Here is a 26,488-nt window from a genome sequence, read left to right as displayed (position 1 = left end):
AACCTTTCGTCGCCCCTGCGCGTCCCACCGGTGAGCGGAGGTGGGCACGTTGTCGGTGCGACGAGTGGTGGCGGCTGTCTGCGCTCTGTTGCTCCTTGGGGGCTGCGCGGCCGACGAAAGGCCTGGGCAAGTCGTCAGCGAACGTGACGTCCCCCCACGGTCGACCCAGAGGGCGTCCCCGATGACGAGCACTGCGGCCAGCTCGGCGGAGCCGTCGGGCCCCTGGGACCTCGTGCTCTCCCACGTCAGCCTGAGCCGCCGTCGGGGTGGCGAGCGGATCGTCCTCTGGCTGAACGGCAGCGGCGCGCCTGGGTGGTCGGTCGCCTACACCGACCGGCCTGTGCTCGACGGCAGCGGCGAGGCCGTCGACCTCCCCGGAGAGATCTTCCTCGACATCTATGTCTCCGGCACCGTCCCCGCGGGCGACGGCTATCGCGGTGGGCGTCGCGTCACTGCTGCGGATCCGGGGCGGGTCAGCGGCCTGCACGTCGCCGGCACCTTCGAGGGCTACACGCAGGTGCTCGCCGGCATCGATGGCGATCGGGTGCCGTTCCGGGTGCGCGCGCTGCGCGACCCGTCCCGGTTGGTGGTCGACGTAGGAGTCGGGTCCTCCCCCTGACCCCCCGCCTCGGTCGGCTCAGCCGCCGATCGCCGACATCGGGCGGTCGGGCTGCAGGAACGTCGGGTCGTCGATGCCGTGGCCCGCGGCCTTGCCGAGCATCGCCACCACCCAGCGCTGGGCGAGCTCCTCGTCGTCCACGCCGTCGCGCAGCGCCGCACGCAGGTCGGACTCGGAGCGGGCGAACAGGCAGTTGCGCACCTGGCCGTCGGCCGTCAGGCGCACCCGGTCGCAGTCGCCGCAGAACGGGCGGGTCACCGAGGCGATGACCCCGACCGTGCCGGGGCCGCCGTCGACGGTGAAGAGCTCGGCCGGGGCGCTGCCCCGGGGCTCCTCGGCGGGGGTGAGCGTGTACGCGGTCGAGAGGCTCGCGAAGATCTCCTCGGCCGTGACCATCCCCTCGCGGCTCCAGCCGTGCTGGGCGTCGAGGGGCATCTGCTCGATGAAGCGCAGCTCGTAGCCGCGCTCGAGGCACCACGCCAGCAGCTCGGGCGCCTGGTCCTCGTTCTCGCCGCGCAGCAGCACGGCGTTGACCTTGACCGGGCCCAGGCCGGCGGCCTGCGCGGCCTCGAGGCCGGCGACCACGTCGTGGAACCGGTCGCGACGGGTGATCCGGTGGAAGGTGTCGGCGCGGGCGGTGTCGAGGCTGACGTTGACCCGGTCGAGCCCGGCGTCCTTGAGGGCGGTCGCGTTGCGCGAGAGCCCCAGGGCGTTGGTGGTCACCGAGATGTCGAGGTGCTCACCCAGCTCGCGGGTGCGGCGCACGATGTCGACCAGCCCGCGGCGCACCAGCGGCTCGCCGCCGGTGAAGCGGACCTCCTGGATGCCCAGGCGCTCGACGCCGATGCGGATCAGGCGCACCACCTCGTCGTCGGTGAGCACCGAGTCGTCGGGGAGCCAGTCGAGGCCCTCGGGCGGCATGCAGTAGCTGCAGCGCAGGTTGCAGCGGTCGGTCAACGACACCCGGAGGTCCGTCGCCACCCGGCCGTACCGGTCCTCGAGAAGAAGTGGCGTCATGTGAGGAAGCATACGGGCGAGGCGGGCACCGGGACGGGGCTCGCCACGTCCTGGCGGATAACCTCGGGTCGTGCGCTCGTTCAGGTTCATGCTCTCGCGTCGCTGGCTGCTCTTCGCGCTGGCCGTCGTCGTGCTGGCCGCCGGCTCGTGGTGGCTGGGCCAGTGGCAGTTCGACCGGCTCGAGCAGCGCCAGGCCGACAACGCGGTGGTGCGCGCCAACGAGGAGCAGGCGCCCGTGCCTGTGGAGCAGGTCCTCTCCCCCGGCGGCGAGGTCGACGAGGACGACGAATGGCGGGTCGTGACCGCGACCGGCACCTACGCCCCCGAGGACACCGTGATCGTGCGCTACCGCACCCGCGAGGGCGCCTCCGGCGTCGACGTGGTGGTGCCGCTGGTCACCGACACCGGCACCACCCTGCTCGTGGACCGCGGCTGGCTGGCCACCCGGGCCGCCGGCACCACGCGCCCCGACGACGTGCCCGAGCCGCCGGCCGGCGAGGTCGAGATCTCCGGGTGGGTGCGCGCCGACGGCAGCGGCGACTCCACCACCGTCAGCGACCTGTCCACCCGCGCGGTGAGCAGCGAGCGCATCGGCGAGGCGATCGACCGCGAGGTCTACGGCGGCTTCGTCGACCTGCGCTCCGAGGACCCGGAGCCAGCCACCGCCCTCGAGCCCGTCGAGATGCCCGAGCTCGACAACGGCCCGCACTTCTTCTACGGCCTGCAATGGTGGTTCTTCGGCCTGCTGGCCGTCGGCGGCTTCCTCTACCTCGCCTGGGACGAGCGCCGCGGCCCGCGGCGGCGGCGTACGACGTCGCGCGAGGACATCGACGACGAGACGCCGGTCGACCAGCCGGTCTGAGCCCCGGCTCGGGACGTCATACGTCCGGCAGGGACGGACGTCCCGCCCGTACGACGTCCGGCTCAGCCGCGGGCGGAGACGTCGTCGACGAACTGGGTGCGGTAGAGGTCGGCGTAGAGACCGCCCTCGGCGAGCAGCTCGCTGTGGGTGCCGGACTGCACGATGCGGCCCTCGTCGAGCACCAGGATCTGGTCGGCGTTGCGCACCGTGCTGAGCCGGTGCGCGATGACCAGGGAGGTGCGGCCCTCGAGGGCGGCGTCGAGGGCTCGCTGGACGGCGGCCTCGGACTCGCTGTCGAGGTGGGCGGTGGCCTCGTCGAGCACCACGATGCCCGGCGACTTCAGCAGCAGCCGTGCGATCGCGAGGCGCTGGCGCTCGCCGCCGGAGAGCCGGTAGCCGCGGTCGCCGACGACGGTGTCGAGGCCGTCGGGCAGGCGCCGCACCGTGTCGGCGATCTGGGCCGCCTCCAGGCTCGACCAGATGTCGCGGTCGTCGGCGTCAGGCCGGGCGTAGTGCATGTTGGCGCGGATGGTGTCGTGGAAGAGGTGCGCGTCCTGGGTCACGTAGCCCACCGCGTCCTCGAGCGACTGCAGGCTGACGTCGCGCACGTCGTGCCCGCCGACGCGCACGCTGCCGGAGGTGACGTCGTAGAGCCGGGCGACCAGGTGGGTCACGGTGGTCTTGCCGGCACCGGAGGGGCCCACGAGAGCCACCATCCGTCCGACGTCGGCGGTGAAGGAGACGTCGTGGAGCACCGGGACGCCGCCACCGGTCTCGGGGCGTGCCACGCCCTCCAGCGACGGCAGCGAGAGGTCCTCGGCGCTGGGGTAGGCGAAGCCGACCCGGTCGAACTCCAGGCGCGCAGCCGCGCGGGGCAGCTCGACGGCGTCGTCGCGCTCGACGATCAGCGAGGGCAGGTCGAGCACCTCGAAGACCCGCTCGAAGCTGACCATCGCGGTCATCACGTCGATGCGCACGTTGGAGAGCCCCTGGAGGGGGCCGAGCAGCCGCAGCAGCAGCGTGGCCAGGGCGAGCAGGGTGCCGATCGTCAGCGCGTCGCTGATCACCAGCTGGCCGCCGACGCCGTAGACCAGCGCGGTGGCCAGCGCGGGGACCAGGACCATGGTCGCGCCGAAGATGCGGGTGATCAGGCTGATCCGCACCCCCAGGTCGCGCACCTTGGCCGCCTTGGTCGCGAAGAGCACGTCCTCGTCGTCGCGGCGACCGAAGAGCTTGAGCAGCATCGCGCCGCCCACGTTGAAGCGCTCGGTCATGTTGTTGCCGAGGTCGGCGTTGCCGTCCATCTGCTCACGGGTCAGCCCGGCGAGGCGGTTGCTGACGAAGCGGGAGGCCAGGAAGAGCAGCGGGAAGAGCGCCACGCAGAGCAGGGTCACCTGCCAGCTCAGGGCCAGCATCGTGATGCCGACGACGACCACCGCGATGGAGTTGGACACCGTGCTCGACAGCGTCGAGGTGAAGGCCCGCTGTGCGCCGATGACGTCGTTGTTGAGCCTGCTGACCAGCGCGCCGGTCTGGGTGCGGGTGAAGAAGGCCATCGACTGGCGCTGCACGTGGGCGAAGACCTGCGAGCGCAGGTCGAAGATCAGTCCCTCGCCGATGCGTGAGGAGAGCCAGCCCGCCAGCACGCTGAGCAGCGCGTTGAAGACCGCGAAGCCGGCCATCGCCAGGGCCAGCAGCGTCACCAGCTCGCGGTCACCGGCCAGGATGCCCTTGTCGACGATCTGCTGGACCAGCAGCGGGGTGACCACGACCAGCGAGGCGTCGATGACGGTGAGCACCAGGAACACCGAGATCAGTCGCCGGTGCGGGCGCGCGAAGCCGACCACCCGTCGCACGGTCTGGCGCGAGAGCCGGTTGTTCACCACGCTGCGGTCCGACCTCAGGTGGCGCCAGGCCATCCCGGCCCCCATCATCCCCGACACGTCGTGCTCCTCACTGCCTGCTACTGCTGCTGGGTGGCGCCCGCGACCTCGCGGAAGCGGCGGCCCTGGGCCTCGCGCTCGAGGCGGCGCTGCTCGTCCAGCGGCAGCGCCGCCGCCGTCTGCAGCAGCGCCTTGGTCTCACGCACCGCCCCGGCCATCGGGGCGGTGAGGGACTCGACGAGGTGTGCGACGGTGGCAGCGAGCTGGTCGGTCGGGACCGCGGTCAGGGCGATGCCGATGCGCACCGCCTCCTCGGCACCGACCATGCGTGCCGTGGCACAGATCTCCAGTGCCCTCGAGTAGCCAACCGCCTCGACCAGCGGTTTTGTTCCCGTCAGGTCGGCGACCAGGCCCAGGGCCGCCTCCTTCATGCACAGCTGGGCGTCGTCGGTCAGCACCCGCAGGTCGCAGGCCAGCGCCAGCTGGAAGCCGGCGCCCACGGCGTAGCCCTGGACCGCGGCGATGGAGACGAACGACGGGTCGCGCAGCCAGGTGAAGCCGCGCTGGTAGTCGTCGATCGTCGCCGACATCTCCTCCTCGCTGCGGCTCAGCAGGTCGGCCACGGACTCCACGTCGTCGGAGGAGGCGGTCGGGTCGAGCATCGCCCGGTCGAGGCCGGCCGAGAAGGTGGTGCCGGCGCCGCGCACGACCACCACCCGCACCTCGTCGTCGGCCACCAGGCGCTCACCGAGCGTGGCCAGGCCCCGCCACATCGCCGGGGTCTGGGCGTTGCGGACCTCGGGGCGGTCGAGGGTGACGGTGGCGACCGCGCCCTCGACGTGGACCTGCAGACCGACGGCAGCGAGCTCTTCGGGTGTCATGCCCGGAGTCTAGGAACCGGCACCGACGCCGGGCCCGGCGCCCTCAGGCCAGCGAGACCAGGTCGGCGTACCCCTCGTTCCAGAGGTCCTCGTCGCCGTCGGGCAGCAGCAGCACCCGGTCGGGCTCGAGGGCCAGGACGGCGCCCTCGTCGTGGGTGACCAGGATGATCGCGCCCTCGTAGGTGCGGATCGCGGCCAGCACCTCCTCGCGGGAGGCGGGGTCGAGGTTGTTGGTGGGCTCGTCGAGCAGCAGCACGTTGGCGCTGGAGACCACCAGGGAGGCCAGCGCCAGGCGGGTCTTCTCGCCGCCCGAGAGCACCGCGGCGCTCTTGTGGGCGTCGTCGCCGGAGAAGAGGAACGAACCGAGCACGGAGCGGGCCTCGACGTCGGTCAGCTGCGGCGCCGCCGACTGCATGTTCTCCAGCACCGTGCGCGAGGTGTCGAGCGTCTCGTGCTCCTGGGCGTAGTAGCCGACCTTGAGCCCGTGTCCGGGGATCACCTCGCCGGTGTCGGGCTGGTCGACCCCGGCCAGGATCCGCAGCATGGTGGTCTTGCCGGCGCCGTTGAGGCCCAGGATGACGACGCGCGAGCCCTTGTCGATGGCCAGGTCGACGCCGGTGAAGACCTCGAGGGAGCCGTAGGTCTTCGACAGCTCGCGGGCGGTGATCGGGGTCTTGCCGCAGGCGGCGGGGGCCGGGAACTTGATCCGGGCGACCTTGTCGACGGCCCGCTCGCCCTCGAGGCTGGACATCATCTTCTCGGCCCGCTTGAGCATCGACTGCGCCGCCTGCGCCTTCGAGGCCTTGGCGCGCATCTTGTTGGCCTGGTCGGTGAGCGTCTTGGCCTTGTTCTCGGCGTTCATCCGCTCGCGCCGACGACGCACCTCGTCGGTCTCGCGCTGGGTGAGGTAGTTCTTCCAGCTCATGTTGTAGATGTCCATGGCGGTGCGGTTGGCATCGAGGTGCATCACCTTGTTGACGGTGGCCTCGAGGAGCTCGTTGTCGTGGCTGATCACGATGAAGCCGCCCTTGTGGGCCTTGAGGAACTCCCGCAGCCACACGATCGAGTCGGCGTCGAGGTGGTTGGTCGGCTCGTCCAGGATCAGGATCTCGGCGCCGGAGAACAGGATGCGGGCCAGCTCGACCCGGCGGCGCTGGCCACCCGACAGCGTCTTGAGCGGCTGGCCGAGGAGCCGGTCGGCGATGCCGAGGCTGGCCGCGATGGTGGCCGCCTCGGACTCCGCGGCGTACCCGCCACCGGCGTGCATCTCGTCGTCGGCGCGGCTGTAGCGGCGCATCGCCTTCTCGGCGACGGCCATGTCGTCGGAGCCCATCTGCTCCTCGGCGGCGCGCAGGCGGCGTACGACGTCGTCGAGACCGCGCGCGGAGAGGATCCGGTCGCGGGCCAGGACCTCGGGGTCGCCGGTGCGCGGGTCCTGCGGCAGGTAGCCGATGTCACCGCTGCGGGTCACCGATCCGCCGGCGGGCAGCGCCTCGCCGGAGAGGATCTTGGTGAGGGTGGTCTTGCCGGCGCCGTTGCGACCGACCAGGCCGACCTTGTCGCCCGCGGCCACGCGGAAGCTCACGTCCTCCATCAGGAGACGCGCGCCGGCACGGACTTCGAGCTGATGAGCGGTGATCATAGGAGTCCAATCGTAGGAGTCGGTAGCCTCAGCCACCGATTCGCCGGCACCCGGCGCAGGCCGCCACAGGAGGCACGACGTGAGGTTCAACCCCAAGGCCCGCCTCGACACCCGGCGCACCCGTGACGTGGGTCGCAGCAGCGGCGCCGGCCGGTCGCGCAGCCGGCTCCCCTCGGGCGGCGGTCGCGGCGGCTCGTCCCTGCCGATCCCGGGCGGCGTCGCCGGAGGTGGCGGGGTGGTCGCGGTCATCATCGCCGTCGGCTTCTTCGTCGTCACCCAGCTGATGGGCGGAGGCGCGGGCCTCGACATGGGTTCCGGTGGCAGCCTCGACGCGGGCCGGTTCGAGGACTCCGACCGGTACGCCGCCTGCGAGACCGGCGAGGACGCCAACGAGTCGGTCGACTGCGCCCGGGTCGCGGTCGAGAACAGCCTCTACGACTACTGGGGCGACACCCTCGGCTCCGACTTCCGGCCCGCCGACTCCCTGGTGACCTTCTCCGGGCAGGTCAGCACCGGCTGCGGGGCCGCGAGCTCGGCCGTCGGACCGTTCTACTGCCCCGCCGACGACACCATCTACCTCGACAGCGGCTTCTTCGACGAGGTGCTGGAGCGCCAGCTCGGCGGCCCCGACGGCGGGTTCGTGGAGGCCTACGTGCTGGCCCACGAGTACGGCCACCACGTCCAGAACGTGCTGGGCACGATGGGCCGGGTCCGCACCCAGCAGGGCGCCTCCTCCGACGCTGTGCGCCTGGAGCTGCAGGCCGACTGCTACGCGGGGATGTGGGCGCGCGGCGCCACCGCGACCGAGGACTCCTCAGGCACGGCGCTCTTCAGCGAGCTCACCGACGAGGACGTCCGGCTGGCGCTCGAGGCCGCGGCCAGCGTCGGCGACGACCGGATCCAGCAGCAGACCCAGGGCCAGGTCGACAAGGAGTCGTGGACCCACGGCTCCGCCGAGCAGCGCCAGCGCTGGTTCCGGGTCGGCTTCGACGGCGGCGGCCTGGACGACTGCGACACCTTCGCGGCCGACAGCCTGTGACGTCGTAGGGCGACGCCGGCAGGCGTCGTTGGTCGAGCAGCGAGGAGCGCTAGCGACGAGCGACGCCGAGACCCCGTGACGGCCACGCCCGTCGCACGCCATCGACTCACCGGGTTTCGAGACAGGCGCTGCGCGCCTTCCTCAACCAACGACACCGTTGGTCGAGCAGCGAGGAGCGCCAGCGAAGAGCGACGCCGAGACCCCGTGAGCAGTCCGCCCACCGCGACCACTCGCCCGTACGCCATCGACTCACCGGATTTCGAGACGGTTGCTGCGCAACCTCCTCAATCAACGCCGGCAGCCTGTGACCTCGTAGGTCGAGCAGCGAGGAGCGCCAGCGACGAGCGACGCCGAGACCCCGTGACGACCACGCCCGCCGTACGCCATGGGCTCACCGGATTTCGAGACGGTTGCTGCGCAACCTCCTCGATCAACGGGGGGTCAGGCGTCGAGGAGCGCCTCGATCAGGGGGAACTGGCGCTGCAGGGCCCGCAGGTGCGGCGCGACGGCGGGGTGGCGGAACTTGCCCGCGAGCGCGCCCTCTCCCCCGGCCACCCGCGACAGCGCCCACTCGGCGCGGCTCAGCGCGGTGTAGACCGCGGTGACCCTGGCCCCCAGCGCGGCCTCCTCGGGTGTGGCCACGCCGTCGGGCAGTCCCAGCAGGTAGGCGTCGAGGAGCGGCTCGAAGTCCTCGCGCGCGGCCAGCAGGTAGTAGCCGAGGTCGGCGCCCACCGCGGCGGTGCCCAGGCACGACCAGTCGATGGCCACCACGTCGTCGCCCTCGCGACCGGGCAGGTTGCCCGGTGTCGGGTCGCCGTGCTGCAGCACCTGGGGCAGTGCGTCGCAGCGGTCGAGGAAGGTGTCGCGGCGCGTCCACAGGTGCTCGGCGACGTCGGCGACGGTGGTGCGCGACAGGGTCGGCCAGCCGCCCCGGTGCGCCGTACGCCGCAACCGGTCGCGCAGCTGGTCGCGGGCCAGCCAGGCGACGTCGGGCACCGGCGTACCGGCGAAGCGGCCCAGGGCGTGGGCGGCGAAGAGACCGTTGACGGCGGCGTCCTCGACCCAGTCCTCGGTCAGGGTGATGCCCTCGACGTCCTCGTCGGCCACCGAGCGGACCGGCGGCCTCAGCCCGCGGGTGCGGGCCAGGATGCCGGAGGTGACCACGTCGGCGGCGCGGCGCCAGTAGGCGAAGTGGTGGGGGTCGCTGAGCTCGGCGGGGTCGTGCTCGCCGGGGGCGGCGAGACGCTTCACGGCCACCGGTTGCGCCCCCAGGCTGGTGCGCCACACGCCGATCGTGGACATGCCGGCCCCGCCAGGGAGCGGATGCCAGCCCGGGTCGGGCTGCCACGTCGGGGCCACGAGCCCGACGCTAGCCGATGTCGCGGCGCCGGAAGGCCAACTGGCCCGCCGCGCCGACGGCGAGGGCGACGCCCAGCACCGCCGCCGACGCCGCCAGCGACGGGTCCTCGGCTGGCACCAGGGGCAGGTGGTCGAACGGCGAGAGCCAGCGCACCCACCGCGGCAGGTCGAGCAGGTCGCCGAAGAACATCACGACCACGGCCACCACCAGCGGCGCCCAGGCGAGCGCGGCGAGCCGCGGAGCCAGCGCGTGCACCAGGCGCGCGACCGCCGCGAGCAGCAGCACCGCGGGGGCGTGCTGCAGCTGCGGCAGCACGAACGACACCGCCTGCACCGGGTCGGCGGTGACGAACGCGTAGCCCGCGCCGATGCCGAGCCCGGCCACGACGAGCACCAGCAGCGTGGCGAGCACGGTGACCAGCGTCCACGACAGCAACCAGCGACCGCGGCCCAGCGGCGCGGAGAGCACGAGCTCGGCCAGGCCCGACTCCTCCTCGCTGCGTGGTCGCAGCGTCGACGAGGTCGCGAACCCGGCGGTCAGCAGCGCGAGCATCAGGAGCATCGTGGCGAAGAAGCCGTCGACGAGGTCGGGCACGCCCTGGGTCATCATCTCGAGCCCGAGGTCGGAGTCGCCGACCAGGTCCTCGACCTCGGTCCCGAGCGCGCCGTACGCGAGGCCGGTCAGGAACAGCCCGACGCTCCAGCCGACGACGCCGCCGCGCTGGAGCCGCCAGGCGAGCCCGACCGTCCCCGACAGCGCCGGCCCGGCCCGCGCGGGCCCGGGGCGACTGGCCACCAGCCCGGCCCCGATGTCACGGCGCACGAGCAGGGCGCCCGCCAGCGCGAGGTTGACGACCACAGCGGCGAGGAGCAGCAGCGCCGGCCACCAGCGCAGCCCGGAGAAGGGCTGCATGGCCTGGTACCAGCCGATGGGCGAGAGCCAGGACAGCGCGGGCACCGAGACGTCACCGACGGCGCGCAGCGCGTACGCCGCCGCGATCACCGCGCCGGCGATCCCCCGGGCCCCGCGGGTGCTGGAGACCAGCTGGGCGGCGACGAGCGACGTGCCGGTGAAGCAGAGGCCGCACAGCACCAGACCGACCCCCAGCGCCACCGAGTCGGCCACGTCGAGCGGGTAGACGACCAGCGACAAGGTGACCAGCGCACCGGAGAAGACAGAGACGACGAGGGCGGTGAGCACGGCCGCAGCCGGGGGCGCGAAGCGCCCCACCACCCCGGAACGGACCAGGTCGTCGCGTCCCGACTCCTCCTCGGCACGGGTGTGCCGGGTGACGACGACCATGACGACGAGGCCCAGGAGCACCGCGCCGAAGGCGCTGGCCTGCCAGGTGACCTGTCCCCCGATGGTGTCGAGCGAGCGCGCCGGGCCGGCCAGCGCGATCATCGCCTGGTTGCGCTCCATGGCCGCCGCCATCCGGGCCAGCTCGCCCTCCCCGGGGTAGAGCCGGTCGACCGACCACGCCTGGGCCCAGTAGAGGACCGCGAGCGCCACCCCCCAGCCGAGCACCAGCCAGCGGTCGCCCCTCAGGGACCTGGCCCACAGGGTCAGGGTGCCGGCGACGAGCTCGTTGCTCACCGCCGCTCCCCGTAGTGGCGCATGAACAACTGCTCAAGGGTGGGCGGCTGGGAGACCAGGCCGGTCACGCCGGCCTCGAGCAGGAGCCGCAGCGCGGGCTCGACGGCCTCGGGGTCGACCTCGAAGCTGACCTCGAAGCTGACCTCGCCACCGGCGGACCGCAGGCCGTGGACGCCGGCGAGGTCGTCGAGGCCGGTGGCCGGTCCGCGCAGCTGGGCGGTGACGGCGGTGCGGCTGAGGTGGCGCATCTCGGCGAGGCTGCCGCTCTCGACGAGACGACCCTCGTTGATGATGCTGACGCGGTCGCACATCTGCTCGACCTCGCCGAGCACGTGGCTGGAGAGCAGCGCGCTGCCTCCGCCCTCGCGGTAGGCGTAGACACAGTCGCGGAACTCGGCCTCCATCAACGGGTCGAGCCCCGAGGTCGGCTCGTCGAGCAGCAGCAGCTCGACGTCGGCGGCCAGGGCGGCGACGAGGGCGACCTTCTGGCGGTTGCCCTTGCTGTAGCTGCGGCCCTTCTTGGTGGGGTCGAGCGCGAACCGCTCGACCAGCTCGTCGCGCCGCGCCGCGTCGAGCCCGCCGCGGAGGCGGCCGAGCAGGTCGATGCACTCGCCGCCGGTGAGGGTGGGCCACAGGCTCACGTCACCCGGCACGTAGGCCAGGCGGCGGTGCAGGTCGGCGGCCTGGCGCCACGGGTCGCCGCCGAGCAGCCGGACCGTGCCCGAGTCGGCGCGCAGCAACCCGAGCAGCACCCGGATGGTGGTGGACTTGCCCGAGCCGTTGGGCCCCAGGAAGCCGTGCACCTCCCCCGCCCGCACCTGCAGGTCGAGCCCGTCGAGGGCCCACACGCGCCCGAAGGTCTTGACCAGCTCGCGGACCTCGATGACGTCGGACGGCACTCCTCCACGGTAGACCCGTCCGGCCCCGGGCGCTGCGAGTCGCCTCAGTGGCGCCTCAGTGGCGCCTCAGGCGTTGTGCACCTCGACCCGCAGCGACAGCGCATCGGCGACGCCCTGCTCGAGCACGCCACGACGCGGGTCGGGCAGCGCCAGCCACGGCTCGACGGTGCTCAACCCGGCGAGCCGCCGGTCGGCGAGGACCTCGTCGACCGCGGTGCGGTCGCCGCCCACGACCACGGGGCCGGCGAGCCCGTCGAGGATGCGGGCGGCATGGTCGGCGGCCGCCTCGTAGGCCTGGCGGGCCTGGTTGTCGCGACGCCGCGCGAAGCGCTGCTGGCTCTGGCCGCCCGCCTTCGTGCGGCCCTGCACGTGGCGCTGCCCGGTCTTGGACTCCCCCATCGCGTCCCCGCTCATCCGGGCGACGGCGAAGCCGCCCTTGCGCACCAGCAGCACGCCCCAGTCGTCGGGTGCCGCGCCCGCAGCCGCGCCCGCCAGACCGGCCGGGTCCGCGGGACCGTCGTACGCCGCTGCGAGCGGCAGGCGCGCGGTGAAGCGCGACCCGTCGGCCGCGACCCCGCCCAGGACGCCGTCGACCACCGACAAGGCGGTGTCGCCGTGGCGGGTCTCGAAGTTGGCGATCCAGCGCTCGACCCGGGCTGCGGGGACCAGGACGTCGGGCATGGCTCGACCGTAGCGGCCCGCCTCGCCCGAAGTGTGGAGCCCCGGACGAGCCTGGTGCGTCCGGGGCTCCACACTCTCCTGCGAGCCGGCTGTGGGTGTGGCCGGTCGACGACACGTGACCCCTGGCCGCGTTGGGGGCAGGATCAGACAAGGACCCGAAGCCAGCAGCCGCACAGGCGCAGGACGGAGCGAGCATGGACGACAGCAGGACGAGGTGGAGCGCCGCGGAGGTGCACGAGGCCGGCCTGGCCGACTGGCGACAGGTCCTGGGCAGGCTCAAGGCGAGGTTCCGCACCGGCGACTTCGCGACCGGGCTGGCCCTGGTCAACCGCATCGGCGCCGCGGCCGAGGTGGCCGACCACCACCCCGACATCGTGCTGACCTATCCGGAGGTGGTCGTGACCCTGGTGAGCCACGACGTCGGGGGGTTGACCCGCCGCGACGTCGAGCTGGCCCGGGAGATCAGCCGGGCCGCGGCCGACCTCGGCGTCGGTGTCGACGTCGCAGGGCTCACGCAGGTGGAGCTGGGGCTCGACACCTCGGCCGGCGCCGAGCTGGCACCGTTCTACGCCGCGCTGCTCGGCGGGAAGGTCGACGACGGTGAGGCCGTCGACCCGAGCGGCCAGACGCCCACGGTCTGGTGGCAGGACCCCGACGACCCCGACGACGCCGGGGACGACGAGCACGCGCTCCCTCCCCAGCCGTTCGAGCAGCGTTGGCACCTCGACGTCTGGGTCCCCCACGACGAGGCCGAGGCGCGCCTGCAGGCCGTGCTCGACGCCGGCGGCCGGCTGGTCAGCGACAGCGCGGCGCCGGCGTACTGGGTGGTCGAGGACAGCGACGGCAACCGGTCCTGCATCTGCACCCCGGAGGGCCGCTGACGCCGCTCACGAGTGCTGCCCCCGGCCGGGGTCTCAGACCGGCTGCGGGGTGGCGGCGAAGAACTCGGCGAGCGCCTCGGCCAACGCCCGGGGGTGCGTGATCGGCGCCGCGTGCGCTGCGCCGGGGATCCGGTGCACGCGCGCGTCCGGCACGTGCTCGCTGACGTAGTCGGCGCTGGCAGCGAAGAACGGCTTGGTCTGCGAGCCGACCAGCACCGCCGCCGGGACGTCGATCGCACCGAGCACCGCAGGGTCGGACGTGGGGTCCGCCGACGCCATCGCCTGCTGCAGGACGGACATCAGGTGCGGGGCGTAGCGACCCGCGGACTCGAAGTACCCGGTCGCCGCCACCTCGACGGCCTCCTGCTCGGTGAAGGGGAAGGCACCGAAGGCGCGCGCCGCGGCCGCACCGTCGCCCGCGGCCACCAGCTCGCCGGTGCGGGTCACCGCGCTGCCCAGCAGGGCCTGGTCGTCGGGGCCGAGCAGGTGCAGCATGCCGGGCTCGAACGGGGCGACCGCGCTCACCGAGGCGCACCGCGACGCCGCGGCGAGTGCCCAGCTGCCTCCGCCGGACCAGCCCGTCAGCCCGGCACTGTCACCGAGGCTGTCGACGTACTCGACGACGTCCTCGACGAGCCGGGACAGGCTGAGGTCGGGGTGGTCGTCGCTGGGCCCGCGGCCCCGCAGGCTCACCAGGTGGCAGGTGAACCGGTCGGCCAGGTGCTCCACGGTCGGGCCCCAGTCGAGGTCGCCGTCGCCGATGACGCCCTGCAGGAACACCAGCGGCGGGCCCTGGCCGTGCACGGAGCCTCCGATCGTCACTCCGTCGGTCGTGGTCACGTGGTGGGTACGTCGCTCGGGCACGATGGCTCCTCGGTGGGGGGCCTTCCACCCTCCTCCCCGGCCGCGGGAACTTCTCCCCCACAACCGGGTATGCGTCGACGCCGACGACTCAGGCGCTCTCCCACAGACCGACGACGTTGCCCTCGGTGTCGCTGAAGTAGGCGGTGAAGCCCATCTCACCGACGGCCTGCTTGTCGGTCAGCCGCTTGCCACCCGCACCCTCGACGGCGTCCAGGGCGTCGTCGACGCTCGCCACGTCGATGACCACGTTGGGTCCCTTGCCGGGGAAGTCGTCGCTGCGCTTGAACATGCCGCCGTTGATGAAGCCCGGCTCGGTGGGCCCGGTCTCCGGGTCGCTGGGGCCGGTCATCACCATCGTGTAATCCATCTCGGGCATCGGCATCAGCTGCCAGCCGAAGGCGTCCCGGTAGAAACCGCTCGCCCTGTCCCCGTCGTCGAACGGGATCTCGAAGTGCATCACCTTGCCGCTCATGCTGGCCCCCTGGGTCCTGGTCGGATCTCCAGCACACTCCCGCCGACGGCGGCCGTCAAGAGAGGGACGTTCAAGAGTCGGGGCGCTCCAGACGGGGCGCTCAGTCGCCGGCGTACACGACCCGGAAGCGCTCGAGGACCAGCAGCATCTGCGGGTCGAACCCCGTGGTCGCGTGCTCGGTGAAGAACCGCTCGTGCTCGGCGCGCCAGTGCTCCAGGCTGCGGTCGCCCTCGCCCTCGAGGTGGGCGTGCTCGGCGTCGACCTCGTCGAAGGGCACGACGCGCACGTCGGTGGTCTCCACGAGGGCGCGCGGGCGCCCCGCGCCGTCGAGCACGATGCCGAGCGTGCCCGGCTCGGGCAGCGGCTCGCCCTCCGCCTCGTAGTCGGCGTGCGCGCTCGCCGTCGCTGTCTTCGTGCCGTCCAGCACCAGCGCCAGCAGCGCGTCGGCCTCCTCCGGGCTCGCCCCGAAGGACCACGCCGGCGGCGGCACCACCTCGAGCGTCGTCGGGCCGAAGTACGACGGCGCGGTGTTGAGCTTGGCGTGGAACCGGGCGAGGTCCCAGAACGACTCGACCGGCCCGCGCCCGAAGTGGGCGGAGCCGGTCGTGTCGGTGCTCGGGTCGGTCATGTCGCTACCGTACGCCGCCGGGCGGTGGGGCCCAGGACGCTGGTGAGGTCTCGACACGCCTGGCGCGGCTTCGCAGGCTCAGCCGCGGGCTCGCTCGACCTCTTCGCGTGAAGCCTTCGCTCGTTCCTCGCGCAGGCCTCGCTCAGACGTTGAACCCCAGGGCGCGCAGCTGCTCGCGGCCGTCGGGGGTGATCTTGTCGGGGCCCCAGGGCGGCATCCAGACCCAGTTGATGGCCACGTCGTTGACCAGGCCCTCGAGCGCCTGCTCGGTCTGGTCGGTGATGACGTCGGTCAGCGGGCAGGCCGCCGAGGTCAGGGTCATGTCGATGACCAGGTTGGTGTCCTCGTCGACGTGCAGGCCGTAGACCAGGCCCAGGTCGACGACGTTGATGCCGAGCTCGGGGTCGACGACGTCCTTCATCGCCTCCTCGACGTCCTCGATGCTCACCGAGGCGCCGGGGGCGGCGCTGCCGGTCGGGCCGGTGCCGGCCTGCGGGACCTCGGGGAGGTCGCCGTGGTCGACGGTCGAGTCGGCAGCGGTGTCAGGTGCAGTGGTCTCAGCCACGGGATTCCTCCAGAGATCGGGCGGTGGCGTCCTTCCAGGCCATCCACGACAGTAGCGCGCACTTCACGCGCGCAGGGAACTTGGCGACGCCGGCGAAGGCGATGCCGTCCTCCAGCACCTCCTCGTCGGGCTCCACGGTGCCCTTGCCCTGCATCAGGGCCAGGAACTCCTCGTGGATGCTCATCGCCTCGTCGACCGGCTTGCCGATGACGAGGTCGGCCATCACCGAGGTGGAGGCCTGGGAGATCGAGCAGCCCAGGGAGTCGTAGGACACGTCCTGCACGACGCCGTCGGCGAGGTGGACCCGCAGGGTGATCTCGTCACCGCAGGTCGGGTTCACGTGGTGGACCTCGGCCTCGAAGGGCTCACGCAGGCCCTTGTGGTGCGGGTTCTTGTAGTGGTCCAGGATGATCTCCTGGTACAGCGAGTCGAGCTCGGCGCTCATGGTGCTCCTCCCCCCTATCAGTCGAGCTTGAAGTACGAACGGGTGTAGTTCAGGGCGTCCACGAACGCGTCGATCTCGGCCGGGGTCGTGTAGAGGTACGACGACATCCGGGTCGAGCTCTGCACGCCGAAGCGGGCGTGCGCCGGGCGGGCGCAGTGGTGCCCGGCCCGCACCGCGACCCCGCGCACGTCGAGGACCTGCGAGACGTCGTGCGGGTGCAGGCCCTCGATCTCGAACGAGACCGCTCCCCCGCGCTGCGTGGCGTCGAGGGGACCCAGCACGCGCAGGCCCTTCACGCTCTGCATGCCCTCGAGGGCGTAGCGGGTGATGGCCTGCTCGTGGGCGTGGATCGCCTCCATGCCCACGGCGCCGAGGTAGTCGACTGCCGCGCCGAGGCCCACGGCCTCGACGATCGGGGGCGTGCCGGCCTCGAACTTGTGCGGGATGCCGGCGTACGTCGACCCCTCCATCCGCACGGTCTCGATCATCTCGCCGCCACCGAGGAACGGCGGCAGCTGCTCGAGCACCTCACGGCTGCCCCACAGCACGCCGATGCCGGTGGGCCCGACGACCTTGTGGCCGGTGAAGGCGATCAGGTCGGGCCGCTCGGCCTCGGGCATGGCCCCCAGGTCGATCGGCAGCTGGGGCGCGGCCTGCGAGGCGTCGACGACCACCAGGGCACCCACCTCGTGGGCGCGCCGCGTGATCTCGGCGATCGGGTTGATCGTGCCGAGCATGTTGGAGACCCAGGTCAGGGTCACCACCTTGGTGCGCTCGGTGATCAGCTCGTCGACCTGGGACAGGTCGAGGTGGCCCTCGTCGGTGAAGGTGAACCACTTCAGCTCGGCGCCGCTGCGCTCGGCCAGCATCTGCCACGGCACGATGTTGGAGTGGTGCTCCATCTCCGTGGTGACCACGACGTCGCCCTCGCCCACGCGGCGAGGACCGGCCCACAGCAGCGTGTTGGCGACCAGGTTGAGCGCCTCCGAGGCGTTCTTGGTGAAGATCACCTCGTCGCGGCTCGGGGCGCCGATGAAGGCCGCCACCTTGTCGCGTCCGGCCTCGAACGCCTCGGAGGCCTCGGCGCCGAGCTGGTGCATCGCCCGGGCCACGTTGGCGTTGTGGTGCTCGAGGTGGTCGACCATCGCGTCGATCACGCACTGCGGCTTCTGCGAGGTGTTCGCGCTGTCGAGGTAGACCAGCGGCCGACCGTCGGCGAGGGTGCGCTCGAGGATCGGGAAGTCCTTGCGGATCACCTCGAGGTCGGGCAGGAGGCCCTTCATCCGGTCATCTCCTCAGGTCGGTCGGCGCTGGTAGTGGTGCTGGTCGTGCTGCTCGTCGTGCTGGGCAGGGTCGCTCAGACCTTGGCGGGCAGGTACTTGTCGTAGCCCTCGGCCTCGAGCTGCTCGGCGAGCTCGGGGCCGCCCTGCTCGGCGACCTTGCCGTCGACGAAGACGTGGACGTAGTCGGGCTCGATGTAGCGCAGGATGCGGGTGTAGTGGGTGATCAGCAGGACACCCTTGCCCTCGCCCTCGCGGAAGCGGTTCACGCCGTCGGAGACGACCTTGAGCGCGTCGATGTCGAGGCCGGAGTCGGTCTCGTCGAGGATCGCGACCTTGGGGTCGAGCAGCTCGAGCTGGGCGATCTCGTGGCGCTTCTTCTCACCGCCGGAGAAGCCCTCGTTGACCGAGCGCTGGGTGAAGGTGGCGTCGAGGTTCATCCGCGACATGGCGGCGTTGACGTCCTTGACCCAGGTGCGCAGCTTGGGGGCCTCGCCGTCGACCGCGGTCTTCGCGGTGCGCATGAAGTTGGAGACCGAGACGCCGGGCACCTCGACGGGGTACTGCATGGCCAGGAAGAGCCCGGCGCGGGCGCGCTCGTCGACCGACATGGCCAGCACGTCCTCGCCGTCGAGGGTCACGGTGCCGCCGGTGACGTCGTACTTGGGGTGCCCGGCGATCGAGTAGGCCAGGGTGGACTTGCCCGAGCCGTTGGGGCCCATGATCGCGTGCGTCTCGCCGTCCTTGATGGTCAGCGTCACGCCCTTGAGGATCTCCTTGGGGCCGTCGTCGGTGCTGACGGAGACCTTGAGGTCCTTGATCTCGAGGGTGCTCATGTGTGTCTCGCTTTCTGGTGGAGAAGAAGTCGTCAGGAGGGGGTCACGCCGTTGAGCGTGCTGGCCACGTCGACGTACACGTCGCCGTCGCGGACCTCCACGGGGAACGTCGAGACCGGCTCGGTGGCCGGGAGCCCGGTGGGCTTGCCGCTGCGCAGGTCGAAGCACGAGCCGTGCAGCCAGCACTCGATGACGCCACCGGCCACCTCGCCCTCGCTGAGGGCGACCGCGGCGTGCGAGCAGAGGTCCTGCAGCGCGTAGACGTCGTCGCCGTCACGGGCCACGACCACGGTGACGTCGCCGACCTGGACCGCGAGGCCCTCGTCGGCGGGCACCTCGTCGAGGCTGCAGGCGCGCTCGAGGCTCATGCCGTGGCCGGGCGGTAGCCCTTGAGCACGTTCTTGGCGAGCTCGTCCTCGACGGTGGCGGTGATCTGCTCCTCGAGGAAGGGCACGCCCACCTTGCGGATCAGGTCGTTGAAGAAGCCGTGCAGCACCAGGCGGCGGGCCTCCTCGTCGGAGACGCCGCGGCTGCGCAGGTAGAACAGCTGCTCGTCGTCGAAGCGCGCGGTGGCCGAGGCGTGCCCGGCACCCTCGATCTCACCGGTCTCGATCTCGAGGTTGGGCACCGAGTCGGCCTGGCAGCCGTCGGTGAGCACCAGGTTGCGGTTCTCCTCGTAGGTCTCGATGCCCTCGGCGACGGGACGGATCAGCACGTTGCCGATCCACACCGTGTGCGCACCCTGGCCCTGCAGCGCGCCCTTGTAGAGCACGTTGGACTTGGTCTTGGGTGCGGTGTGGTCGGCGAAGAGCCGGTGCTCGAGGTGCTGGCCCTCGTCGGCGAAGTAGAGACCGAAGAGCTCGGCCTCGCCGCCGGGGCCGTCGTACTCGACGTTGGCGTGCAGCCGCACCAGGTCACCGCCGAAGCTGATCGAGGTGTGACGCACCGAGGCGTCGCGGCCCACGCGGATCGCGTCGCGGCCCAGGTGCACCGCGTCGTCGTCCCAGTCCTGCAGGGTCAGCACGTTGACCTGCGCGCCGTCGCCGACGACCACCGAGGTGGTCGCGCTGTAGCGCGCCGAGCCGGTGTGCACCAGCACGACGGTGGCCTTGCTGTGCGCGCCGAAGCGCAGCACGTGGTGACCCCACACGACGTCGTCGACCGACTCGCCGTGCAGCCGCAGCACCACGGGCTCCTCGACCTCGAGGTCGGCGGGCACGTCGAGCAGCACCGGCGAGGCGGCGTTGGCCACCGCGAGGGCCGAGGGCCGGTCGTTGGGGGCCAGCTCACCGATCTCGCGCGCCGTGGCGGCGTCGATCTCGCTGAGGGTGACCCCGGCGGGGATCTCGGTGGTCCAGGTCAGCGCCGACGAGGAGGCCTCGCCGTCGAGGAGGCCCCGCAGCCGCTTGAGCGGCGTGAAGCGCCACACCTCCTCGCGCCCGGTCGGCACGGGGTGGTCGGCCAGGTCGTAGGAGGGCGGCGGGTTCAGGTGGGAGTTCACCCGGTCGACCTCGAGGGCGGAGGCCACGCTCTCGCGGGCGGCATCAGTCACGGTCACAGTCAGTGATTGCTTTCTTGGTGCGGTGGTGGGCAGGGACGACGGCGGCGATCAGCCGACCGCGCCCTCCATCTGCAGCTCGATGAGGCGGTTGAGCTCGAGGGCGTACTCCATCGGCAGCTCCTTGGCGATCGGCTCGACGAAGCCGCGCACGATCATCGCCATCGCCTCGTCCTCCTCCATGCCGCGCGACATGAGGTAGAAGAGCTGGTCGTCGGAGACCTTCGAGACGCTCGCCTCGTGGCCCATCGACACGTCGTCCTCGCGGATGTCGACGTAGGGGTAGGTGTCGGAGCGGCTGACCTGGTCGACCAGGAGCGCGTCGCAGAGCACGTTGGACTTCGAGCCGTGCGCGCCCTCGTTGACCTGGATCAGGCCGCGGTACGACGTGCGCCCACCGCCGCGGGCCACCGACTTGCTCAGGATCGAGCTGGAGGTGTGCGGGGCGGCGTGCACCATCTTGGCGCCCGCGTCCTGGTGCTGGCCCTCGCCGGCGAAGGCGATGGACAGGGTCTCGCCCTTGGCGTGCTCGCCCATGAGGTAGATGGCGGGGTACTTCATCGTCACCTTCGAGCCGATGTTGCCGTCGACCCACTCCATCGTGGCGCCGGCCTCGCAGGTCGCACGCTTGGTGACGAGGTTGTAGACGTTGTTCGACCAGTTCTGGATGGTCGTGTAGCGGCAGCGCCCACCCTTCTTCACGATGATCTCCACGACCGCGGAGTGCAGCGAGTCGGAGGAGTAGATCGGGGCGGTGCAGCCCTCGACGTAGTGCACGTAGGCACCCTCGTCGACGATGATCAGGGTCCGCTCGAACTGGCCCATGTTCTCGGTGTTGATCCGGAAGTAGGCCTGCAGCGGGATGTCGACGTGCACGCCCGGCGGCACGTAGATGAACGAGCCACCCGACCACACCGAGGTGTTCAGCGCGGAGAACTTGTTGTCACCGACGGGGATGACGGTGCCGAAGTACTCCTGGAACAGCTCGGGCTGCTCCTTGAGCGCGGTGTCGGTGTCGAGGAAGAGCACGCCCTGCTCCTCGAGGTCCTCGCGGATCGAGTGGTAGACGACCTCCGACTCGTACTGCGCGGCGACGCCGGAGACCAGGCGCTGCTTCTCCGCCTCGGGGATGCCGAGCTTGTCGTAGGTGTTCTTGATGTCCTCGGGCAGGTCGTCCCAGGTGGCGGCCTGCTTCTCGGAGGAGCGAACGAAGTACTTGATGTTGTCGAAGTCGATGCCCGACAGGTCCGAACCCCACGTGGGCATGGGCTTGCGGTCGAAGAGCTTCAGGCCCTTCAGTCGCAGGTCGAGCATCCACTGCGGCTCGGACTTCTTGGCCGAGATGTCGCGCACCACGGCCTCGTTCAGCCCACGGGTGGCGTTGGCGCCGGCGTCGTCGGAGTCGGCCCAGCCGAACTCGTAGCGACCGATGCCCTGCAGCTCGGGGTTGAGCTCTTCGATGGAGGTCATGAGGTGACCGACTCCTTCTCGTTGCGGGTCGTGGGACGGTTCGTGCGCCGAGTCGTGCTGCCCGGCAGGTCGGGGATGCAGGTGGTGCAGACGCCGTCGCCGTGGGCGATGGTCGCCAGTCGCTGCACGTGGTGGTCGAGCACGCGGCTGATCGCCTCGGTCTCTGCCTCGCACAGCTGGGGGAACTCGTGGGCCACGTGGGAGACCGGGCAGTGCTGCTGGCACAGCTGCTCCCCCACGCTCGACGCCCCCGGGCCGTGCCCGGGCAGCTCGCGCACCGAGGCGGCGTACCCCTCCTCGGTGAAGAGCTGTGCGAGCACCTCGGCCTTGCTGAGATCGGGGTGCTCGGCCGCGGTCCTCTCGAAGCGCTCTTCTATGAACGCCACGCGCCGGTTGGCGAATTCCCGGACGGCGGCACCGCCCCCGGTCTCGGCCAGGAAGCGCAGCGCCTGCACGGCGAGGTCGTCGTACTGCTGGTCGAAGCCCTCGCGTCCGCGCTCGGTGAGCACGAACTCCTTGGCCGGACGACCACGACCGCGGACCGCGCCGGCGCGGGGCTCGCGGGCCTCCACGCTGCCGTCCTCGACCAGCGAGTCGAGGTGGCGGCGCACGGCGGCCGGGGTCAGGTCGAGCCGCTCGGCCAGGGCCGCGGCGGTGGAGGGGCCGTCGACCAGGATCGAGCGCGCGACGCGCAGTCGCGTCGGCTCGTCGGTCGTCCGGGTGAATTCCACAACATCAGTGTGCCGTTATTGCTCCGGGCCCTTCAAGCAAGGCCACCCTTACCCCTCGGCTGAGGGTGAGGTGCGTCTCAACCAGGCCAGGCCGAGGAACGGCAGCACCAGCGGGAGGTAGCCGTAGCCCTGCCCGAAGTGCGACCAGACCGTCTTGTCGGGGAACAGGTCGCTCGCAGCGTAGGACAGCACACCGACGGCCACCACGCCCACCGCCTCGACCGAGCAGGCGACCAGGCCGACGCGTCGCGCGGCCGGCGTGCTGCGCAGCAGGCTGGCGGTGGCGACCAGGTAGAGCACGGCCGCCAGGAGCGAGAGCGAGTAGGCCAGCGGAGCCTCCTCGGGCTGCCCGAGCAGCTGCACGGCCGAGCGGCCGGTCGCGGCGATGCCCAGGACGCCGTACAGCGCCACGAGCACGCGCCCGGGGCCGGTGGAGAGCTCAGGCACCCGCGCCGGTCCACAGCGAGTCGAGGCGTACCTGCATGGCGGCGACCGTCAGGAGGGCCACCAGGAGCACCACGCTGCCCCAGCGGCTGCGCTCGACGAGCGCCAGCGCGGCCCCCACCGGCACCACCAGCACCGCGGTCAGCAGGTAGGCCACGAACGTGGGGGCGTCGACGTCGGCCTCGGTGCCGGCCAGCGCGACCAGGCCCACCACGGCCTGCACCAGGAGCACCACCAGCAGCACCCCGAGCAGCAGGAAGTAGGGGTCGCCCGGCGGGGACTCGTCACGCACGATCATCACGACGGTGGCCACCACGGCGACCCCGGTCAGCACCAGCACCAGTGCCATGAGCCACGCGTTCACGTCGCTCAGCCTAGGGGCGCACCTGAGGACTCTCGCGCGCTCCCTACACTTCTGGGGTGCCACCGAACCCCGCGCGTCACGCCGACGCCCCCGCCGTGGCGATCGAGGGCCTGACGATGCGGTACGCCGCCAAGACGGCTGTCGACGACCTGTCGCTGCAGGTGGCGCGCGGATCGATCACCGCGGTGCTGGGCCCCAACGGCGCCGGCAAGACCACGACCCTGGAGACCTGCGAGGGCTACCGACGCCCCCAGCAGGGGCGGGTGCGGGTGCTGGGCCTCGACCCGGTGCGTGAGCGCCGCGACCTGCTGCCGCGCATCGGCGTGATGCTGCAGGGCGGCGGCGCCTGGAGCGGGGTGCGGGCCGAGGAGATGCTGCGCCACGTCGCGGCGCTGCACGCCCACCCCGTCGACCACGACCTGCTCGTCGAGCGGCTCGGCTTGGCCGAGTGCGGCCGCACCCCCTACCGCCGGCTCTCCGGCGGCCAGCAGCAGCGCCTGGGCCTCGCGATGGCGCTGGTCGGGCGCCCCGAGATCGTCTTCGTCGACGAGCCGACCGCGGGCATGGACCCGCAGGCGCGGCGTACGACGTGGGAGCTGCTGGAGGAGCTGCGCGGCGACGGGGTGACGGTCGTGCTGACCACGCACTACATGGACGAGGCCGAGCGGCTCGCCGACACCGTGCACATCATCGACCACGGCCGGCTGATCGCGTCGGGCTCGCCGCTCGAGCTCACCCGGGGCGGCAGCGTCTCGACGATCCGGCTGGTCGTGACCCGTCCGTTCCCGCCGGGCGCGCCCGAGTCGCTGACCGCCGCGCTGGGCCCCGGCACCAACGTGACCCTGCTCGACTCGCTGAGCCTGCTGGTCACCGGCCCGGCCGACGCCTCCACCCTGGCCCGCGTCTCGCGCTGGTGCGAGGAGCAGGGCGTGCTGCCTGAGTCGCTGACCCTGGGCACCCGCAGCCTCGAGGACGTCTTCCTGCAGCTGACCGGCCGCGAGCTCGAGGAGCACGCCTCGTGAGCGCGGCCGCGACCGGCACCTTCACCCCCCGGCCCGGCGGCGCGCCGCTGCGCCGCCAGGTGCTGGCCCAGGCACGGATGGAGGCACGGCTGATGCTGCGCAACGGCGAGCAGCTGCTGCTCGCCGTGGTCATCCCGGTCATCGTGCTCGTCGGCGCCGTCCTCGGCTCCGCCCGCGTCGGCCTCGACCTCGACGGCCGGCCCGTCGACGTCTTCACCCCGGGCGTGCTGGCCCTCGCGGTGATGTCGACGGCGTTCACGTCGCTGGCCATCGCCACCGGCTTCGAGCGTCGCTACGGCGTCATCAAGCGCCTCGGCTCCTCCCCCCTGCCCCGCACCGGCCTGCTCGCCGGCAAGGTGCTCGCGCTGCTGCTCGTCGAGCTGCTCCAGCTCCTCGTCGTGGGCGGTGTCGCGCTGGCGCTCGGCTGGTCGCCCGCGGCCTCGGCGGGCGCCGTGGGCGGAGCTGTGGCCACCGCGGCCCTGGGCACCGCGGCCTTCGCGGCGCTCGGGCTCTTCGTGGCCGGGGTGCTGCGCGCCGAGGCGACGCTGGCCGCCGCCAACCTCGTCTACCTCCTGCTGCTGGCCGGCGGCGCCGTCGTGCTGCCCGCGACGGCGTACGGCGGCTTCGGCGAGGTGGTGCGCTGGCTGCCGTCCGGCGCCCTTGGCGGCGGGATGCGCACTGCCCTGATCGACGGCCAGGTGGCGCTGCTGCCCCTGGCGGTGCTCGCGGGGTGGGCGGCCCTGGGCACCGTGCTGACCGCCCGCACCTTCAAGTGGGAGTGAGGAACGTGCCAGACGTGCACACCACCCGTCTGCGGCAGGCACGCTGGGCCGGCTGGGCCTCGGTGGTCGCCAACATCGGCATCGTGGTCACCGGTGGCGCCGTGCGCCTGACCGGCTCGGGGCTCGGCTGCCCGACCTGGCCGCGCTGCACCGACGAGTCGTTCACGCCGCACGGCGAGCTGGAGTTCCACTCCGCGATCGAGTTCGGCAACCGGCTGCTGACCTTCGTGCTGGTCGCCGTGGCCGTGCTGCTCTTCGTGGCGGCGCTGCGCACCAGGCGGCGCGAGCTGGTGCGGCTCTCGGTGCTGCTCGGCCTCGGCATCCCGATGCAGGCCGTCATCGGCGGCATCACCGTGCTGACCGACCTGAACTCGTGGATCGTCTCGTTGCACCTGCTGCTGTCGCTGGGCCTGGTCGCGCTCTCGGTGCGCTTCCTGCAGGTCCTCGACCGCCCTGTGCCGCCCGCCCGCGGCCCCGCCGTGGCGCTGGCGTGGGGCGTGGTCGCCACCGCCTGGGTGGTCTTCTACCTCGGCACCATCGTGACCGGGGCCGGGCCGCACGCCGGCGACGCGGCCACCGAGCGCAACGGCCTCGACCCCGCGCAGTGGAGCCAGCTGCACGCCGACGCGGTCTTCCTGCTGCTGGGCCTGACCGTCGGCCTCGTCGTGACGCTGCTGGTCCAGCGCGCCCCCCGCCCCGCGGTGCAGGCCGCGCTGGTGCTGCTCGGCCTCGAGCTGGCCCAGGGCACCATCGGCTTCGTGCAGTACTTCACCGACCTGCCGGTGCTCCTCGTCGGCCTGCACCTCCTCGGCGCGGCCGTCCTCTCCGCCAGCGTCACCTGGACCCTCCTGCGCGTGCGCCACCCCTGACCCGCCGTAGGTCGAGCAGCGAGGGCCACGCCGTTGGTCGAGCAGCGAGGGCCGAAGGCTCGAGCGACGCCGAGACCCCACAAGTCCATGGCGTACGGCAACCACGTCACTCACCCTCCGTTGGTCGAGCAGCGAGGGCCGAAGGCTCGAGCGACGCCGAGACCCAGTGAGCCCATGGCGTACGGCGAGCACGCCACTCACCGGGTCTCGTCGACGTTCCTCGCTGGCGCTCGTCACTGCTCGACCAACGAAGGGCCGCGTCGTTGGTCGAGCAGCGAGGGCCGAAGGCTCGAGCGACGCCGAGACCCCGCAAGTCCATGGCGTACAGCAAGCACGTCAGTCACCGGGTCTCGGCGACGTTCCTCGCTGGCGCTCGTCACTGCTCGACCAACGGAGCGCACCACCGTTGGTCGAGCAGCGAGGGCCGAAGGCTCGAGCGACGCCGAGACCCCGCAAGTCCATGGCGTACGCCGCCCACGCCGCCCACCCGGTCTCGGCGACGTTCCTCGCTGGCGCTCGTCACTGCTCGACCAACGAAGGGCCACGCCGTTGGTCGAGCAGCGAGGGCCGAAGGCTCGAGCGTCGTCGAGACCCAGTGAGTCCGTGGCGTACGGCGAGCACGCCACTCACCGGGTCTCGTCGACGTTCCTCGCTGGCGCTCGTCGCTGCTCGACCAACGGCGGTCGTTGGTCGAGCAGCGAGGGCCGAAGGCTCGAGCGTCGTCGAGACCCGGTGAGTCCGTGGCGTACGGCGAGCGCGTCAGTCACCGGGTCTCGTCGACGTTCCTCGCTGGCGCTC

At 72.1% G+C, this 26,488-nt stretch carries 28 protein-coding genes; 7 read left to right on the top strand and 21 right to left on the bottom strand.

Features of this window, described 5'->3' with window-relative positions:
* Positions 1-181 precede the first annotated feature (181 nt).
* Positions 182-619: an AMIN-like domain-containing (lipo)protein gene (locus tag QWJ41_RS10820; RefSeq protein ID WP_302708107.1), complete on the top strand. Its 438-nt coding sequence runs from the start codon at positions 182-184 to the stop codon at positions 617-619.
* A gap of 18 nt (positions 620-637) precedes the next feature.
* Here QWJ41_RS10820 and moaA read toward each other — a convergent pair whose 3' ends face one another.
* Positions 638-1,636 carry a GTP 3',8-cyclase MoaA gene (gene moaA, locus QWJ41_RS10815; protein ID WP_302708105.1) on the bottom strand — a complete coding sequence of 333 codons (999 nt, stop codon included), beginning with the start codon at positions 1,634-1,636 and terminating at the stop codon, positions 638-640.
* A gap of 70 nt (positions 1,637-1,706) precedes the next feature.
* On the opposite strand from moaA, the gene QWJ41_RS10810 reads away from it, so the two are divergent.
* The gene (locus QWJ41_RS10810) at positions 1,707-2,498 is read left to right on the top strand and encodes an SURF1 family cytochrome oxidase biogenesis protein (protein ID WP_302708103.1); all 792 of its coding nucleotides are present in this window, start codon (positions 1,707-1,709) and stop codon (positions 2,496-2,498) included.
* 62 nt (positions 2,499-2,560) lie between these two features.
* On the opposite strand, the gene QWJ41_RS10805 is transcribed toward QWJ41_RS10810, so the two are convergent.
* From QWJ41_RS10805 to abc-f, 3 genes are read right to left on the bottom strand one after another with little or no spacing between them, the layout of a single operon-like run.
* Positions 2,561-4,432 carry an ABC transporter ATP-binding protein gene (locus QWJ41_RS10805; RefSeq protein ID WP_302708298.1) on the bottom strand — a complete coding sequence of 624 codons (1,872 nt, stop codon included), beginning with the start codon at positions 4,430-4,432 and terminating at the stop codon, positions 2,561-2,563.
* A 29-nt stretch (positions 4,433-4,461) separates the two neighbouring features.
* Positions 4,462-5,262, bottom strand: coding sequence for an enoyl-CoA hydratase/isomerase family protein (locus QWJ41_RS10800; RefSeq protein ID WP_302708101.1), 801 nt, complete (start codon positions 5,260-5,262; stop codon positions 4,462-4,464).
* A gap of 43 nt (positions 5,263-5,305) precedes the next feature.
* Positions 5,306-6,904 carry a ribosomal protection-like ABC-F family protein gene (abc-f, locus tag QWJ41_RS10795; RefSeq protein ID WP_193668887.1) on the bottom strand — a complete coding sequence of 533 codons (1,599 nt, stop codon included), beginning with the start codon at positions 6,902-6,904 and terminating at the stop codon, positions 5,306-5,308.
* 79 nt (positions 6,905-6,983) lie between these two features.
* Here abc-f and ypfJ point away from each other — a divergent pair, with 79 nt between their 5' ends.
* A complete protein-coding gene (gene ypfJ / locus QWJ41_RS10790; RefSeq protein ID WP_302708097.1) occupies positions 6,984-7,943 on the top strand; it encodes a KPN_02809 family neutral zinc metallopeptidase in 960 nt (319 codons plus the stop codon).
* A gap of 441 nt (positions 7,944-8,384) precedes the next feature.
* On the opposite strand, the gene QWJ41_RS10785 is transcribed toward ypfJ, so the two are convergent.
* The 4 genes from QWJ41_RS10785 to QWJ41_RS10770 form a co-directional block, all read right to left on the bottom strand.
* Entirely contained in the window at positions 8,385-9,302 is a 918-nt protein-coding gene (locus QWJ41_RS10785; RefSeq protein WP_302708095.1) for a phosphotransferase, read from the bottom strand.
* Between the two features lie 10 nt (positions 9,303-9,312).
* Positions 9,313-10,899, bottom strand: a complete 1,587-nt coding sequence (locus tag QWJ41_RS10780; RefSeq protein ID WP_302708093.1) for an ABC transporter permease — start codon at positions 10,897-10,899, stop codon at positions 9,313-9,315.
* On the bottom strand, positions 10,896-11,798 hold the full coding sequence (locus QWJ41_RS10775; RefSeq protein WP_302708091.1) for an ABC transporter ATP-binding protein: 903 nt from the start codon (positions 11,796-11,798) through the stop codon (positions 10,896-10,898). The genes QWJ41_RS10780 and QWJ41_RS10775 overlap by 4 nt, the downstream gene beginning before the upstream one ends.
* A gap of 66 nt (positions 11,799-11,864) precedes the next feature.
* On the bottom strand, positions 11,865-12,479 hold the full coding sequence (locus QWJ41_RS10770; RefSeq protein WP_302708089.1) for an acVLRF1 family peptidyl-tRNA hydrolase: 615 nt from the start codon (positions 12,477-12,479) through the stop codon (positions 11,865-11,867).
* A 194-nt stretch (positions 12,480-12,673) separates the two neighbouring features.
* Between QWJ41_RS10770 and QWJ41_RS10765 the strand changes: the two genes are divergently transcribed.
* The gene (locus QWJ41_RS10765; protein ID WP_302708087.1) at positions 12,674-13,360 is read left to right on the top strand and encodes a 4a-hydroxytetrahydrobiopterin dehydratase; all 687 of its coding nucleotides are present in this window, start codon (positions 12,674-12,676) and stop codon (positions 13,358-13,360) included.
* Positions 13,361-13,393: 33 nt separating this feature from the next.
* Here QWJ41_RS10765 and QWJ41_RS10760 read toward each other — a convergent pair whose 3' ends face one another.
* The 13 genes from QWJ41_RS10760 to QWJ41_RS10700 form a co-directional block, all read right to left on the bottom strand.
* Positions 13,394-14,224 carry an alpha/beta fold hydrolase gene (locus QWJ41_RS10760; RefSeq protein WP_302708085.1) on the bottom strand — a complete coding sequence of 277 codons (831 nt, stop codon included), beginning with the start codon at positions 14,222-14,224 and terminating at the stop codon, positions 13,394-13,396.
* A gap of 88 nt (positions 14,225-14,312) precedes the next feature.
* Positions 14,313-14,696 carry a VOC family protein gene (locus QWJ41_RS10755; RefSeq protein ID WP_302708083.1) on the bottom strand — a complete coding sequence of 128 codons (384 nt, stop codon included), beginning with the start codon at positions 14,694-14,696 and terminating at the stop codon, positions 14,313-14,315.
* A gap of 100 nt (positions 14,697-14,796) precedes the next feature.
* Positions 14,797-15,324 (bottom strand): ASCH domain-containing protein, encoded by a 528-nt coding sequence (locus QWJ41_RS10750; protein ID WP_302708082.1) that lies wholly within the window; start codon positions 15,322-15,324, stop codon positions 14,797-14,799.
* Positions 15,325-15,466: 142 nt separating this feature from the next.
* The gene (locus QWJ41_RS10745; RefSeq protein ID WP_302708296.1) at positions 15,467-15,772 is read right to left on the bottom strand and encodes a metal-sulfur cluster assembly factor; all 306 of its coding nucleotides are present in this window, start codon (positions 15,770-15,772) and stop codon (positions 15,467-15,469) included.
* A gap of 109 nt (positions 15,773-15,881) precedes the next feature.
* Positions 15,882-16,334: a Fe-S cluster assembly sulfur transfer protein SufU gene (gene sufU, locus QWJ41_RS10740; protein ID WP_302708080.1), complete on the bottom strand. Its 453-nt coding sequence runs from the start codon at positions 16,332-16,334 to the stop codon at positions 15,882-15,884.
* Between the two features lie 17 nt (positions 16,335-16,351).
* Positions 16,352-17,617 (bottom strand): cysteine desulfurase, encoded by a 1,266-nt coding sequence (locus QWJ41_RS10735; RefSeq protein ID WP_302708078.1) that lies wholly within the window; start codon positions 17,615-17,617, stop codon positions 16,352-16,354.
* Between the two features lie 74 nt (positions 17,618-17,691).
* On the bottom strand, positions 17,692-18,450 hold the full coding sequence (sufC, locus tag QWJ41_RS10730; RefSeq protein ID WP_302708076.1) for a Fe-S cluster assembly ATPase SufC: 759 nt from the start codon (positions 18,448-18,450) through the stop codon (positions 17,692-17,694).
* Positions 18,451-18,482: 32 nt separating this feature from the next.
* Positions 18,483-18,818 carry a non-heme iron oxygenase ferredoxin subunit gene (locus tag QWJ41_RS10725; protein ID WP_302708075.1) on the bottom strand — a complete coding sequence of 112 codons (336 nt, stop codon included), beginning with the start codon at positions 18,816-18,818 and terminating at the stop codon, positions 18,483-18,485.
* On the bottom strand, positions 18,815-20,002 hold the full coding sequence (sufD, locus tag QWJ41_RS10720; RefSeq protein WP_336623289.1) for a Fe-S cluster assembly protein SufD: 1,188 nt from the start codon (positions 20,000-20,002) through the stop codon (positions 18,815-18,817). The genes QWJ41_RS10725 and sufD overlap by 4 nt, the downstream gene beginning before the upstream one ends.
* A 57-nt stretch (positions 20,003-20,059) precedes the next feature.
* Positions 20,060-21,478 carry a Fe-S cluster assembly protein SufB gene (gene sufB / locus QWJ41_RS10715; RefSeq protein ID WP_302708072.1) on the bottom strand — a complete coding sequence of 473 codons (1,419 nt, stop codon included), beginning with the start codon at positions 21,476-21,478 and terminating at the stop codon, positions 20,060-20,062.
* Positions 21,475-22,209 (bottom strand): helix-turn-helix transcriptional regulator, encoded by a 735-nt coding sequence (locus QWJ41_RS10710; RefSeq protein WP_302708070.1) that lies wholly within the window; start codon positions 22,207-22,209, stop codon positions 21,475-21,477. Before QWJ41_RS10710 ends, sufB begins: the two co-directional genes overlap by 4 nt.
* Positions 22,210-22,257: 48 nt before the next feature.
* Positions 22,258-22,656, bottom strand: coding sequence for a hypothetical protein (locus QWJ41_RS10705; protein ID WP_302708069.1), 399 nt, complete (start codon positions 22,654-22,656; stop codon positions 22,258-22,260).
* Positions 22,649-23,017: a hypothetical protein gene (locus tag QWJ41_RS10700; protein ID WP_302708067.1), complete on the bottom strand. Its 369-nt coding sequence runs from the start codon at positions 23,015-23,017 to the stop codon at positions 22,649-22,651. The genes QWJ41_RS10705 and QWJ41_RS10700 overlap by 8 nt, the downstream gene beginning before the upstream one ends.
* 56 nt (positions 23,018-23,073) lie before the next feature.
* Between QWJ41_RS10700 and QWJ41_RS10695 the strand changes: the two genes are divergently transcribed.
* Genes QWJ41_RS10695 through QWJ41_RS10685 form a run of 3 tightly spaced genes read left to right on the top strand, consistent with a single transcriptional unit; the run spans position 23,074 to position 25,690 of the window.
* Positions 23,074-24,039, top strand: a complete 966-nt coding sequence (locus tag QWJ41_RS10695) for an ABC transporter ATP-binding protein (RefSeq protein WP_439117318.1) — start codon at positions 23,074-23,076, stop codon at positions 24,037-24,039.
* Positions 24,036-24,821, top strand: coding sequence for an ABC transporter permease (locus tag QWJ41_RS10690; protein WP_302708065.1), 786 nt, complete (start codon positions 24,036-24,038; stop codon positions 24,819-24,821). Before QWJ41_RS10695 ends, QWJ41_RS10690 begins: the two co-directional genes overlap by 4 nt.
* Positions 24,822-24,835: 14 nt before the next feature.
* Positions 24,836-25,690, top strand: a complete 855-nt coding sequence (locus QWJ41_RS10685) for a COX15/CtaA family protein (RefSeq protein ID WP_302708063.1) — start codon at positions 24,836-24,838, stop codon at positions 25,688-25,690.
* Positions 25,691-26,488 lie beyond the last annotated feature (798 nt).

Origin of the sequence: Nocardioides cremeus (genome assembly GCF_030518195.1) — a bacterium.
In the GTDB taxonomy this organism is placed as follows: Bacteria; Actinomycetota; Actinomycetes; order Propionibacteriales; family Nocardioidaceae; genus Nocardioides; species Nocardioides cremeus.
The sequence above is the reverse complement of the archived record's forward strand: the minus strand, read 5'-3'. Positions and strand labels throughout refer to the sequence as shown.